Origin of the sequence: Paenibacillus sp. FA6 (assembly GCF_051550225.1) — a bacterium.
Classification (GTDB): domain Bacteria; phylum Bacillota; class Bacilli; order Paenibacillales; family Paenibacillaceae; genus Paenibacillus_AQ.
In genome coordinates this window covers 2,775,111-2,789,316 of the sequence record NZ_CP188820.1, presented here as the reverse complement: position 1 = coordinate 2,789,316, position 14,206 = coordinate 2,775,111, and the positions used below count along the sequence as shown (strand labels likewise).

The window sequence follows — 14,206 nt, the reverse complement described above, 5'->3', positions numbered from 1 at the left end:
GAAGTGGAGTTAATTACATACTATTAATGTTAAGGATAGATGAGACAATGACTCAATTGATCGTTTATAATGCGCCTAAAGAAGCAAGCGAGCGCGATGATTTCACAGATAGCGTGCGTACTGCGGGTGAACCTTGGGAACAGCTGTTTGTTTACGAGGTTAAGGTTGATATGCACGATGTTCGTCAAGCGTCGATGGTGTATTTTGATATGGAAGGCGAAGTAGAGGTTCGGGTAGAGAGTAGGGAGCAGCAGATCGAACAAGCAGTCAGCCGTCTTCTCTCGGCAAACCTTTCGTTTGAACATGATAGTCAATGTATTACAATCACTCTAGATCGCCCACGTAAGTTGTCCATAGAAATCAATGGGCAACGTTTTTCGAATTTACATTTATTTGCGAATCCTCTCGAGGAGAATGCGCCTCTTCCGGATGACGCGAATGTACTGCTATTGAAGCCGGCTATTCATCGCACAGAAGATATTTATCAGTTGGTATCGACTCCGGGGATGCCAGAAGGCAAGGTGCCTGATACGATTTATTTTGCCCCAGGAATGCATTATCTCGAGGAAATGGTATTGCGCATTCCGTCCGGGACATATGTATTTTCTACTTAATGCCCGTATCCTCCAAGATGACAAAAATCAAACATATTATCATATCTTAACGTAACTATAAGTTCGATGTAACCTATAAAATGATTACAATACTGATGTTTTGTATTCAACAATAATGCAGGAGGTATTCACATGGTACAAATGATTCAGAATCCGATATTAACAGGTTGTCATCCAGATCCATCTTTTATCAGGGTAGGGGACGACTATTATATTGCAACCTCATCCTTTGAGTGGTTTCCGGGTGTGGAAATTCATCATTCGAAAGATTTAGTGCATTGGAACTCTATTACACGAGTACTAACAGAAACATCGCAGGTTGACCTGCGCGGGAATGGGAGTTCGGGTTCTATTTGGGCACCGGCACTTTCTTATGATAACGGAATGTACTATTTACTGTATACAGATGTGAAGTCGCGTAAGAGTGTATACAAGGATTTACATAACTATTTAATTACAGCAACCGATATTCAAGGTCCATGGAGCGAACCGGTTCGACTGAACGGCAGTGGATTTGACCCGTTTTTGTTCCATGATGATGATGGTCGTAAATGGTTGTTAAATATGCGCTGGGATTTCCGCAAAAGTCATAGTAACTTTTCCGGCATCATTATGCAGGAGTACGATGCTGAGACGGGTAGGCTAATAGGACCGATCCATGATATTTACAAAGGAACACCGATCGGCGTAACCGAAGGACCACAAATGTACAAGAGAAACGGAACTTATTATTTACTTATCGCTGAGGGCGGAACTGGAATTAACCATATGGTAACGCTGGCAAGAAGCCTTGCTCTTACAGGACCCTATGAGACTGATCCGTACTTTCCAATCATGACGACTGCGCATGACTTGACGTATCCTTTCCAGCAGGCTGGTCATGGATCACTTGTAGAGACGCAAACCGGAGAGTGGTATATGGCTCATTTATGTACGCGGCCCATCCCAGGAACACATACGATGAATCCGCTGGGGCGGGAGACTGCGATTCAACGCTGTGAATGGACGGAAGATGGTTGGCTACGGTTGGCTCATGGCGGCAAGTTGCCTGCGCTTGAGACTGTTTCTCCTGAATTGCCTGCACATCCTTTCAAAGCGTTGCCGGAGAGAGATGAATTCGATGGTGAAGAGCTTGGATATCCATATCAAAGCCTGCGTGTGCCTTTTAATGAATCATGGGTAAGCCTGAAGGAACGCCCTAGTTATTTGCGTCTGAGAGGTAGAGAATCATTGGCCTCACTGCATGATCAAAGTATGGTGGCACGGCCCATCCAGCATTTCGAATGTACAGCGTCTACCTGCTTGGAATTTGAACCGGATAGCTTCATGCAAATGGCGGGATTGGTGTGCTATTATGACGATTCGGATTATTATTATCTACGAGTTACGGCAGATGAAATCAGAGGTAAGTGTCTGGGTGTCGTGTTGTGTAGAGGCGGCAAATATGACGAGATTTCTTCCATGCAAATTTCAGTGAAGGACTGGGACCGTTACTACTTGAAGGCTGAGATATCAGGGCGTGATCTGGTGTTCTATGCCTCTCCAGATGGTTCGAATTGGGCTGCAGTTTGTACGCCTCTTGATTTCGGATCTTTATCTGATGAATACGGTGGGAAATTAGGCTTCACAGGATCGTATGTGGGGGTCTGTGCGCAGGATTTGGATCAGCAAGCGAAGCCGGCTTATTTTGACTTTTTCGAATATAAAGCGTAGAAGTCTCGAAATAGCCATTATGCGAGAATTAGCACGTACGGTTTTTGTAATAGGCCCATGCAATTGCGCATGGGCCTATTCGATTTCTAGTATACCAATGTTCCGGTGATGATAAGTGAGTTCACGATACCGAGCGGATACTGACCTTTTTTCTTTCTAAGATAATTATACGAATAGTTCATGTGTGTAGCAGAGTCAAAATATTACACGCAAAGTGGTATAAATCCTAAGTCGTTAAGACTCTCGATTATTTCTATAATAATCTTATTAGTAACCAAACACACAGGAGGCAGATAACATGTCCATGACGATGGAGCGAACGGCGGACGGACAAAAGAGAAAGTGGTGGAGTCCAAAAACCAAAGAAGCAGTTATAGGCTGGCTTTTTCTAGCACCTGAAGCGATCGGGATTATAGCACTAGCCATTTTCCCACTGTTCTTTTCCTTGATTTTGAGTTTCACCAACTGGAATCTCGTAGGCGGATTTCCAGAAATGAAATGGATAGGGCTTGATAATTTCACCAGATTGGTAGATGACTCCAAATTTCTGAAAGCGCTACAGAATAATCTTTTCTTTACGGCGGTGACAGTGCCTATAGGTTTGATTATTGCCATGATATTGGCTGTAATCGTGCACACGAAGGTGTATGCAAAAGATTTGTTTAAAATATTATTTTTCATTCCATATATATGCTCTACGGTCGCTGTGGCGGCTGTATGGTCAGCCTTATATCATCCTTCGAGCGGTCCGATCAACCGTTTCTTGATGCAGATTGGCTTTGAGAATGTGCCTAAATGGTTGGTGGATTCAGAATATGCAATCATTGCGATTATGGTCATTGCGATCTGGCAGGCGCTTGGGTATCAAATGATTATTTTCCTGGCAGGTTTGACACAGATTTCTGAGGATTTATACGAAGCAGCGGAAATCGACGGCGCGAATGGCTTTAAAAAGTTTTGGTACATAACGATGCCGATGTTGTCCTCTACAACACTCTTCTTGACAATTACGACAATTATCAGTTCGTTCAAGGTGTTCGATCTCATTAAATTCCTGACGGACGGTGGACCCAATGACGCTTCAACCGTCATTGTTTATCGCATTTATGAAGAAGGCTTTATCAATTTCAACATGGGATATGCTTCGGCACAGTCGTGGGTGTTGTTCCTACTTGTAATCTTAGTAACGTCTATAACTTGGGTATTTCAATCTCGTCAGAAAACCGTCTAAGGAAGGTGAAGTAGCTATGGGAAAAAATAAAATTGATTTCAGTCGACTGATTTTCACTGTCATGTGTAGTATTCTCTCGATCGTGTTTATCGTACCATTGATATGGATGTTATCTGCTTCGGCGAAGCTGGAACGCGACGTAATGATCTATCCAATTCAATGGATTCCTCGCGACTGGAACTGGATCGAAAACTTTCAAAAGGTATGGATGGAAAATGTCCCTTTCTCCCTATTTTACTGGAACTCGCTGAAGATAGCGGTTATCGCCACACTTTGCACTTTGGTGTTTTCCTCGATGGCGGCATTTTCTTTCGCTAAACTTCGGGCTCCAGGTAAGGGCATTATGTTCGGTATGATGATGTCCTTCATGATTATTCCGGAACAGGCGACACTGGTGCCGCGGTTCATCATGATCAAATGGTTAGGTTTATATAACACGCATGAAGGTATTATTATAATGCTTATGTTCTCCATGTACTTTACCTTTTTAATGAGGCAATTTATGATGGGTGTTCACAATGATTTTATCGAATCTGCTAAAATCGATGGTGCCGGGTACTTTAGAATATATGCGCAAATTATGCTACCACTTTGCCGGCCGATATTGGCTACCGCGGGGATCATCAAATTCATTTGGACCTGGAACGATTATCAAAATCCATTGATCTTTTTATTCTCGAAAGAACTGTATCCACTGCCTCTAGGCATTCAGTTCTTCCGACAGGAATATTCCAATAATGTATCGCTAATGATGATGGCTGCTGTATCGGCAATAATTCCATTGATTATCGTATTTGTCATTCTACAAAAGCAGGTGATTAACGGTATCACTGTCGGAGGAGTGAAGGGTTGAAACGCAAAGTGAAAAATAATACACGGTAAACGTCCAATCAAATTACACGGTAAAACGCTTACAATTGATTATGATAAATATAGGGTAAATCAAAACAAAGGGGATGTAAAAATGAAAAAAATTACTGTAGTACTCATGTTGTGTTTCGTCCTGGTTTTGTCTGCATGCGGCGAAAACAATGACGTAGGAAACGAAAAGGCGCAATCCGAAAATTCGGCAGGCGAACAGGTCACTCTTAAATTTTACACAAACGCGAAGGGCGAACCCGGCGAACCGATAATGAAGCTTGTAGATGCTTTTAACGCACAGAGTGAAAATGTTAAAGTCGAACACGTCGCTCTCGTACAAAACAATGATTCAAGGGAAATGTTGCAAAAGCTTGATGTATTATCAGCCTCCGGTGAAAAAGTCGATATCATATTGATGAACAACGAAGGTTATGTTCTAGAGCGCGCGGGAAACGGTATGCTACATCCGTTGGACGAGTTCTTTCAGGCAAATAATATTATTCCTGAAGACGAATATTATCGTAATCCCATTTATGACAATAAACACTACGGCGCGATGACCGATGCCAGCTTCTGGTTCGTTGCATTAAATGAGGATCATCTGAAAGAAGCAGGACTAGATGTACCGGGCTTCGACTGGACTTGGGATGATTTCAGAGACTATGCCAAAAAGCTTGCAGATACCGGAGAGGACCGTTCTGGAGTCTATTTTCACACCTTCGGAGAGTATGCTAATCTGATCGCATATACAGATTTCAAGAATCCGCAACTGAAGGAGGACGGAACACTATTGTTTGATGATCCAACCTTCGAATACTGGTTCAACCTGCGCCGGGCGATGGAAGTAGAAGACAAGTCTGTTAAGCCACTGGCCGATGTTTTGGCGGCAAAACAACATTGGGCTACTGATTTTATGAATGGTACGGCGAGCATGCTACCAATCGCTGGTTATGCGTTGGACGAGGCTTTCCTCAATACTGAAAGCTATCCGCGTGATTTCAAGATTACCTTTGCACCTCTTCCACGTTCCTCTAAGGACGTCGAACCGGGACTGACCAACATCAGCGGAAGTTTCTTGTCACTTCACAAAAACTCTAAGAATAAGGAAGCTGCATTCGAGTTCATTCGATTTGCCAGTATGGAGGGTGCTGAACTGTCAGGACGGATTCCAGGATGGAAAAAGGCGGATGGAAAGGCTGTTCTGGCAGAAATCATTGGAGAAAATACGGATATCGTTGATAAAGAGGTATTCTCAAATACCCTGTTCGACGAGCGTGTTCGGACGGCTGGTTCTTCCGAGGTAAGTGTTTCTTATCAGCAGCAGTTGAAGAAAGTAGCGGAAGGCGGGATTAACAAATTCCTGCTAGACAACAGTACATTTGAGGAAGCGAAAAAGTATATGATGGACGAAGGACAAAAGATTATTGACATTAATAAATAAACAACATAAGTAATTCAGGGGAGATCGGCTTATTCATCGGTTTCCCTGTTTCTTTTCCATGGATTCGTGTAACATCATAGAAAAGGTAGGCTTACTGGGGGAATGACATTGAACTGGTTATATCGAATTTCGTTTTATCGTAGAATACAAACTGCTTTGTTGCTGTTTCTGATATTTCCTTTACTTCTGATTTCGGGCTTCACCTTTATGGCGAACAAACAAGCGAATGAGGAAAATATACGTACAAGTATGGAGGGGATTATCGGCATATTGGCCAATGATTTATCCAAAACGGCCAATGATGTTACATATACGGTAAATCAATTTTCGTTACCTCAGACTAATGGTGTCTTCAACAGTCTAAGAAATCTCAAATATCTGCAAAGCTTCAATAATTTCAATGAGTATCGGGACTACGCCAACCTGAATGAGAACGCGACATTGCTAATCGGGAAATTGTCTCTGGTTCATGTTAGTGTTTTTTTCGTTAACAAGGAGTACTATCCAATTGTCGGCTCTATCAAGAGCGAAGATGTTGCTGAATTGCGGCGTGATAAACGCTTTGAACATATGAGAGGTAGTGAAGCTGCTTCGGGGATTGTCGAATGGTTTAGGGTAGAGAAATCCGGCGGATACGAAGGAGTTTTCGGTGAAGATTATTACTATTTCATTAAAAAGTCTGTTTATGATCCCATTCGCCATGAAGTGCTAGGAACGCTGTTTATAGGAATTCCCGAATCCTATTTCAGGAAATTACTGTTGAATTCCAGCGGTGGAGTAATTTCGCTATACGAGAAGGATGGGGAATTAATAGCAGGGACGAAGGGGAGTATGGACCATCTGAGCGCGAAGCCGTTAAGTGGATGGATGCGTGAACAGGTAGACGTACCGGGAACGTCCTGGCAGTTAACGTATGATATAGAAAAAAAATCGGTTGCCGGGAACTTGGTCCAACGCTATTCGTATATGCTGATTGCAATGGTGATTGTATTGTTTATTTTTCTATTCATGTCGATTGTTATTGCTAGAGGACTAAACCAACCGATTGGGAAATTGATGCGAATTGTCAAGCAATATGGGGAAGGGAATACTCTAATCCGATACAACCTCAAGGGTCAGGATGAGATATCTGTGCTTGGCAACACGATCAATCATATGATGGATAATATCAATACGTTGATCAGTAAAGTCGAAGCGGAGCAGGAAGAAAAGCGGATCATAGAGCTATATGCATTGTTCTCCCAGATTCAACCTCACTTTCTGTTTAATACTCTAAATTCAATTAAATGCAATCTGGCCCTGGAGGGGAATCAAACGCAAAGCGAAGCTATTGATTCATTGATGAGCCTACTTCGTGCCCATCTGAGGGCGGGCGAGCCTCACCAACTTGCAGAGGAATATAGACTACTGACCCAGTACGTTTCCATTATGCGGATGAGAAACCGTCTCGATATAGAATTCAGCGTGGAGTTACCGGAACAATTTCGTTCGTTTAGCGTCCCAAGAATGCTACTCCAACCGCTAGTGGAAAATAGTATTGTTCATGGAATGACACGTCATGTGATGAATCCCTCCATTTGTGTAAGAGTCGAAGAAGTGGATGAGGGTGTGGAAATCCAGATTGAAGACAATGGAAAAGGAATCGATGAAGCTCAGGCCAAAGTGCTGAACGAGAGATTGCTGAAAGGGGCGGAGCAACAGGGGGAAAGGGGTGTTGGATTATACAATGTACTGCGACGATTAAAGCTTACCTATGGCGATAAGGCATCTCTTACTATTCGCTCAGGCATTCCCGCAGGTTGTGTATGTATCTTGTTCATCCCGATAACGGAAGAAGGCCAAAGAGGAGATGTGACATGACATGACCAAAGTGATGCTGATCGATGATGACGTGCCAGTTGTGGAGTATTTACTGAAGCTTGTACCTTGGGAGCAGCTTGAAATAAGTGTTTGCGCCATGGCATATTCTGCCGAAGAAGCTCAGAAATTATTCTATGCTACACAGCCGGATATTCTCGTTACCGATATCGGCTTACCGGACGGAAACGGCATTGAACTTGCTCGTCATTTCCGTATAAGCAATCCAGGACTACGAGTAGTTTTTTTAACTTGCCATGAAGATTTTCATTTTCTCAAAGAAGCTCTTAGTATTGAGGCGGACGATTATATTGTGAAAGCTGAACTCAGTCCGCACAAAATGATAGAGAGCATTCGCAAAGCCCAGACACGAATAAATTCGGTTCAAATGGAGCTGGAGAGAATTGCCTATAAAAGTGATGTAGAACGAAACAAGGATATTTTGACACAGCAATTTTTCGATGATCTACTTCATGCAGCGGACCCGGAAGCCTGGTTAATACAAGGGGAACGATTGGGAATCGAATGGAATCAACCTTGTTTCTCAACGGTTCTATGTCATTTGGATCTGGGTAGGCTGTTCGAAGTTTATGATAGGGTGAATCTGGATTTAGTTCGTTACGCTGCCTATAATATTGCGTCGGAGCTTGCAGAGGGGACATCCATCATCCCTATCATGTCCCGTGATACCCGGCTTTGGCTCATTGCCAACACTTCGAATGCCGAAGTTGCAAGAAGAGAGTTTGCTGATTATTTATCCAGACTCCGCGGGAAGTTGGATAAATTTTTGAAAATTGAATGTTATTTCACAGTCGATGATAGCGCTGGTCCGCTGACCCAGTTAAAAACGACGATTTATGGGATTAAAGAGGAGATTAGCCTACAATATTATGATTCTTATTGGCTCGTCAAAGTCGGCTATAGCCAGCAGTCAAATGCGAGAACAGAAGGGGAAATGGATACCCGCACTATAGAGGAATATGCTGAAAAGTGGACAGTGGCCTTGTGCGATTTCAACCGTTCCCTCGTTCATATGTATCTAGGAACAATCGAGAAATTAATGGGTGAGTTAAGGTTGAAGCCTTCAAAGGCCCAGGATCTGTTGATCCGCTTGTTGCAGCAGGCGGCATTCAAGCTTGGACGACAAATGGATGAACTTCTACAGCAGGATATCAGACAGACGATCCGCATCGGAGAAGCATTCCGTATCGTTCGCTGGTTTACGGACCGCTTGCTGGAGCAGACTAAATCCGCGTATGAGGAAAATTATACTTCAAATCCAGATCTTCGAGACATTAATGCGTATGTTTATGAGAATATTCATAAAACGATCACATCCATTGATATCGCTAGGTATCTTCATTTGAATCCCAGTTATTTCTCCCGTCTTTTTAAAAAAATGGCTGGACTTAATTTTACGGATCACGTCCATCTGCTCAAGATGGAAGAAGCTAAACAACTGCTGGCGCCAAATAACGAAACAGCTGAAAATGTGGCTTACATGCTTGGATATTCGGATCGTGCGTATTTTTCGAAAGTATTCAAGAAATACATTGGTATGAGTCCAAGCGAATTTAAACAAAGGCAAAAAGATATCGATGGGGAGGCAAGATAATGAACTCAAATTGCAACGATTATCCATGGGGCCCATGGACGGCCGACCAAGGAGACGGAACGTATGTGAATCCGGTGCTTTACGCTGATTACTCCGATCCGGATGTCATTAGAGTAGGGGAGGACTTTTACATGACTTCATCAAGCTTCGGGCATATACCCGGGCTGCCGATTTTGCATTCCAAGGATTTGGTCAACTGGCGTCTGATCAATCATGCTTTAGAGCGCATGCCTATGGACGGTTACGAGACCCCTCAGCATGGCAACGGGGTCTGGGCACCAAGCATCCGATTTCATGATAGTAAGTATTGGATTTTCTATGGTGATCCCGATGTCGGCATCATGATGACGACATCCGAGGATCCTGCTGGGACATGGTCAGATCTCCATTTGGTACATGAAGGAAGGGGATTAATTGACGCGTGCCCATTCTGGGATGATGACGGACATGCTTATCTGGTACATGCGTACGCACACAGCCGCAGTGGTATCAAGCACCGTTTGCGGGTCTGCCGGATGTCGTTAGACGGTAAGAGGTTGTTGGATGACGGAGTTGACATTATAAACGATTCGATACAGTTTCCAACCATTGAAGGACCAAAAATGTACAAACGCAACGGGTTTTATTACGTGTTCGCTCCGGCTGGTGGCGTTGAGGAAGGCTGGCAAACCGTGCTGCGGTCTGATAAACCCTTCGGTCCCTATGAAGCGAGGATTGTACTGAAACAAGGGGGAACGGTAGTCAACGGACCACATCAAGGCGCATGGGTAGAGCTAGCATCGGGTGAGTCGTGGTTCATGCATTTCCAGCATAAGGATGCTTACGGAAGAATTGTACATTTGCAGCCAGTCACCTGGATTGACGACTGGCCACATATGGGAGCAGATGTAGATGGAGACGGAATTGGAGAACCCGTTGCACGGGTACTTAAACCGGATGTAGGTGCGGTTTATCAAATCGAAGCGCCAGTTGCTTCAGATAATTTCGAACATGAGCGGCTTGGTTTACAGTGGCAATGGCAGGCTAACCCGGAATCCTGTTGGTACTCGCTTAAGGACTGCCCGGGACAATTACGTTTGTTCGCCCAGCCTGCCGTCGGTAACAAGGACACACTTTTCCAGGCGCCTCATTTGCTTCTGCAGAAATTTCCGGCACCGGAATTTGCTGCTTCAACCCATCTGAATATGACGAATTTAAAGAAAGGCGATCAGGCCGGTTTAATTATCTTTGGGTATAGCTATGCTGCTCTTGTATGCAGCCCGAGGGAAGAGAACGATGGATTTCTGTTACAACTTATTGAAGGCAGTATCGAAACAGAGCAAGTCGTGTGGGAGCACTATGTTCCAGTTACTCAGCAAGAGGTTATCTTGCAGGTTGACGTCGAAGCAGGAGCTCTGTGCTTCTTCCGTTATAGCTTGGATGGCGAGCGATTCGAGTCCATAGACCGACCGCTGTTTCAGGCTGTGGTCAGCAGGTGGGTCGGAGCTAAAGTCGGATTATTCGCCCAATCAGATGACAAGCTTGGCGGATATGCAGATTTCAACGGGTTCAAGGTAACGGGTATTCACTGCTAGGTACCCTCCATAAGAATGTGGAAACGGAGTAAACGAGGGTAACGAAATAGCTCAACGAAAACCTGGAATAGCAATAGCTGGACAAGTGCATAAATGCAAACAACAAGAAGACCCGGAAGAATAACTCCGGGTCTTCTTGTTGTTTGAGCTAGATATTATAGATAGAAACTACTACTTCTCGTAATAAGTGGAGGCTGAGGGTGCGGACTCGCCAGCATTATTAACTGCGGTTACACGGTACCAACCTATTAATGCGGTAGTAGTGTTCAAATCCAAAGTTGATCTTTGGCTTGAACCAATCTGTGAATACACACCATTCTGCTCTTTACTGTAATGGACATTGTAGCGGTCGACAGTATCCATACCGTTGATGGACCAATTTAATTGGAGCCCATTCTCAGTAGATTTAATGGCCGGCTGACCAGGTGCTGTTGGAATACTCTGTAGAGCCTCTCCAATCGGAGGTGTAATGATATCATCAATAGTAATGTCTTGATCACCCTGATCTGGATCGGTGATTTCGCCTTCGCCAGGGAGCTCTGGTATAATCTCATCCGGCGGATCAGGTGTCTGGCTACTGCTATTGCCGACGATCGCGCTTGGCTCTGACTCATGACCTGCTACATCGACTGCTGTGATATAGAAGTCATACGTATAGCTGGCAGAAGTTTTAAAAGTAAATACGAAAGACTCATCACTTCGTACAACATGCCCTTGATGTTGAAAGTCATTGCCACTTAGTGAACGATACAGACGGTAGCCTACGACGTCCTGTGATCCACTACGTGTAAAGCTGATCTGTGCAGCTCCATTCTCCATGGAGAGGCTCACATCATTAGCTGCTGTAGGTGCACCACCGTCATCGATTCTTGGATCAATCTGTGTAGGCATATCGCTAGTTGCGTCTTTAGGCAGGTAGTATTCCAAAGATTCATGTTTCTTCATGACTGTGAAAGCATTTTGAAGATCCTTGATTAGATCCTGAATAGGATACTCACGTTTAATGACCATCTTTTCTTTCAGCATATCTTCTGGTGTCGTATCCTGAGGAATATAATTCACACCATTATACGTAATGTATTTCGCTTTTGCGATGCCATCATCACTATCCATAGGGACGTATTTGGAATTAAACAAGTCGGTCACATATTTATCTGTTAATGAAGAAGGTAGTTTCCCACTATATGCAGACACCGTCTTCGATGTAATTCCAGATGGTTTCTCAAATGTAGGGGTAACGAATAAATCAGGTTTCTTTTCGACCAAATCATTCATAATGAGTGTCCATATGTTCTGTGCATTCTTTCTCTGGTTGCCCTCGAGTAGGTTAACAGACTCTTTGTATCCAACCCAGACTCCAAGAGTAACATCAGGAGAATACCCCATAAACCATACGTCAGCATAATTCTGTGTCGAACCTGTTTTACCAACAATGGGAACCTCTTTCGAATGCTTATAATTCTGCTTGACTGTACTTGCGGTACCTTGAGTAATAACTGTGCGCAGCATGTCAGTCATGAGATAGGCAGTCTGTTCAGAGAAGACGTTGTCAGGTTCAGGTGTATGCTGATAGACGATACTACCATTTGAATCCGTAATCTTCTCTATCATGTAAGCATCAAGGAATGTTCCATGGTTAGCAATCGCACTATAGGCATTAGTCAGCTCTTCAACGGATACACCATACTTTAGACCGCCGAGCACACCCGTTGTAGCAGCATAGTCTGCTTCTTGAATTGTTGTAATCCCTAGTCTCTTGGAGAACTCCCATGCTTTATCAATCGTGATCACATTATTAAATAACTTCAAGGCAATCGTATTTTTGGACATATTTAGAGCATATCGAGCTGTAACAAGGCCTTCGTAACCTCTCGATGAGTTCTTAGGAATATGGAACCCCTTCTGACCATCTTTCAAAATAATCGGTCCATCATCGACGATACTAGCAGGCTGGATAGCTCCTGAGTCCAATGCAGGTAAATATGCTGCGATTGGTTTCATAGCTGAACCCGGTTGACGAACCATTTGAGTTGCGTAGTTCATTTGCTCCTCATAAAAGTCACGACCTTCAATCATTCCAAGAATAGCGCCTGTTTTGTTATCTAACAGCATAGCTGCCGTTTGTTCCATTCCCTTCGATTTACTGTCCGGATTAAAGTTCTTATCATTCTCGGAAATCTTGTGCATCGCACTGTAAGTATCTTTATTAATGGTCGTATAAACTCGATATCCGCCAGTAGTTAGCTGTAGCGTTGCTTCTTCCATAAGATCGCTTTTATCTTTCTCTGTTTGTTCATTATTCTGAGAAGATGTATCCAAAGATAAGAGAATTTCCGAAGCTTTACGCTCGGTTTCCATCATAAGATAAGGGTATGTGGAATATGCCTTTTCTGTTTGTGTAGCTAGCGTTGACTGAATATCGAATGCAAGGGCTTCATTATACTCGCCATTCGTAATTTTGGCTTCTTCAAGCATGCGGCGCAATACCAACTTTTGTCGATCCATTGCACGATTAAATGCAGTAGGGTTGAACTCACCCTTCCCATTAAAGGCAGAATACTTAGACGGAAGTTGAGGTAGGCCTGCTAAATATGCAGCTTGGGCAATATTCACTTTTTCCAAATCACTTATGTTGAATATTCCTTTAGCAGCAGCTTTAATACCGTATACATTATAGCCATTCGAACCGTTACCGAAAGGTACCTTGTTTAAATATGCTGCGAATATTTGGTCTTTGGACAGTATACGTTCTAGTCTTAACGAGAGCAGCATTTCTTTGATTTTACGATCGTCTGTTCGATCAAGGTTGAGAAATACACGTCTGGCAAGTTGTTGTGTGAGTGTACTTCCACCTGTTTGTATGGATTCGTTCAGCACTCTTTGCTTCACTGCACGAAGCGTACCTTTGAAGTCAATTCCAATATGGGTTGAGAAATCGTTATCCTCAATCGCGATAACAGCTTCCTTGATGATTGCAGGAATCTTCTCGAACTCGACAGGTCGTCGGTCTTCATCGGTACGTAGTTGCCCAATCTGTGTGCCATCGTTAAAATAGGCAAAGCCAGTAATCGAATTCTGACTCATCTTTTGTTCAATTTCAGCCCTTGATCGTACAGGGTCATCTTGAACTCTGGCTGAAACGTAGCCGATTCCGGCACCACCCACAAACAGGGCTCCCAAGAACCCGAAAAAAATGAGCCAAAGTAGCATTGTCCCTAGTATTCGTCCAATAGATCTCTTTGGAGGGCGCTTTTCCTTTGATGTCTTTTTATTTGTATCAACCATTCGTTTTAGATCCTC

9 protein-coding genes are annotated in these 14,206 nt (G+C 43.5%); 8 read left to right on the top strand and 1 reads right to left on the bottom strand.

Annotation, left to right across the window (positions count from 1 at the left end; genetic code table 11):
* The first annotated feature begins 47 nt into the window (after positions 1-47).
* From ACP8HI_RS13165 to ACP8HI_RS13130, 8 genes are all read left to right on the top strand, one after another.
* Positions 48-614: a hypothetical protein gene (locus ACP8HI_RS13165; RefSeq protein ID WP_438351505.1), complete on the top strand. Its 567-nt coding sequence runs from the start codon at positions 48-50 to the stop codon at positions 612-614.
* Between the two features lie 132 nt (positions 615-746).
* On the top strand, positions 747-2,327 hold the full coding sequence (locus tag ACP8HI_RS13160) for a glycoside hydrolase family 43 protein (RefSeq protein ID WP_438351504.1): 1,581 nt from the start codon (positions 747-749) through the stop codon (positions 2,325-2,327).
* A 298-nt stretch (positions 2,328-2,625) separates the two neighbouring features.
* On the top strand, positions 2,626-3,558 hold the full coding sequence (locus ACP8HI_RS13155; RefSeq protein ID WP_438351503.1) for a carbohydrate ABC transporter permease: 933 nt from the start codon (positions 2,626-2,628) through the stop codon (positions 3,556-3,558).
* Between the two features lie 16 nt (positions 3,559-3,574).
* Positions 3,575-4,411 (top strand): carbohydrate ABC transporter permease, encoded by an 837-nt coding sequence (locus ACP8HI_RS13150; RefSeq protein ID WP_438351502.1) that lies wholly within the window; start codon positions 3,575-3,577, stop codon positions 4,409-4,411.
* Positions 4,412-4,522: 111 nt separating this feature from the next.
* Positions 4,523-5,860, top strand: coding sequence for an ABC transporter substrate-binding protein (locus ACP8HI_RS13145; protein ID WP_438351501.1), 1,338 nt, complete (start codon positions 4,523-4,525; stop codon positions 5,858-5,860).
* Positions 5,861-5,968: 108 nt separating this feature from the next.
* Entirely contained in the window at positions 5,969-7,720 is a 1,752-nt protein-coding gene (locus ACP8HI_RS13140) for a histidine kinase (RefSeq protein WP_438351500.1), read from the top strand.
* A gap of 1 nt (position 7,721) precedes the next feature.
* Complete coding sequence (locus tag ACP8HI_RS13135) at positions 7,722-9,332, top strand: response regulator transcription factor (protein WP_438351499.1); 1,611 nt, start codon at positions 7,722-7,724, stop codon at positions 9,330-9,332.
* Positions 9,332-10,906 (top strand): glycoside hydrolase family 43 protein, encoded by a 1,575-nt coding sequence (locus ACP8HI_RS13130; protein WP_438351498.1) that lies wholly within the window; start codon positions 9,332-9,334, stop codon positions 10,904-10,906. The genes ACP8HI_RS13135 and ACP8HI_RS13130 overlap by 1 nt, the downstream gene beginning before the upstream one ends.
* A gap of 171 nt (positions 10,907-11,077) precedes the next feature.
* Here the strand turns inward: ACP8HI_RS13130 and ACP8HI_RS13125 are convergent, their stop codons facing one another.
* A complete protein-coding gene (locus tag ACP8HI_RS13125) occupies positions 11,078-14,191 on the bottom strand; it encodes a transglycosylase domain-containing protein (protein ID WP_438351497.1) in 3,114 nt (1,037 codons plus the stop codon).
* Between the last annotated feature and the right edge of the window lie 15 nt (positions 14,192-14,206).

What these genes read in the sequence shown, in the direction of transcription:
- ACP8HI_RS13165 (WP_438351505.1), top strand. Translation starts at nt 48, where the DNA reads ATGACTCAATTGATCGTTTATAATGCGCCTAAAGAAGCAAGCGAGCGC.
- ACP8HI_RS13160 (WP_438351504.1), top strand. Translation starts at nt 747, where the DNA reads ATGGTACAAATGATTCAGAATCCGATATTAACAGGTTGTCATCCAGAT.
- ACP8HI_RS13155 (WP_438351503.1), top strand. Translation starts at nt 2,626, where the DNA reads ATGTCCATGACGATGGAGCGAACGGCGGACGGACAAAAGAGAAAGTGG.
- ACP8HI_RS13150 (WP_438351502.1), top strand. Translation starts at nt 3,575, where the DNA reads ATGGGAAAAAATAAAATTGATTTCAGTCGACTGATTTTCACTGTCATG.
- ACP8HI_RS13145 (WP_438351501.1), top strand. Translation starts at nt 4,523, where the DNA reads ATGAAAAAAATTACTGTAGTACTCATGTTGTGTTTCGTCCTGGTTTTG.
- ACP8HI_RS13135 (WP_438351499.1), top strand. Translation starts at nt 7,722, where the DNA reads ATGACCAAAGTGATGCTGATCGATGATGACGTGCCAGTTGTGGAGTAT.
- ACP8HI_RS13130 (WP_438351498.1), top strand. Translation starts at nt 9,332, where the DNA reads ATGAACTCAAATTGCAACGATTATCCATGGGGCCCATGGACGGCCGAC.
- ACP8HI_RS13125 (WP_438351497.1), bottom strand. Translation starts at nt 14,191, where the DNA reads ATGGTTGATACAAATAAAAAGACATCAAAGGAAAAGCGCCCTCCAAAG.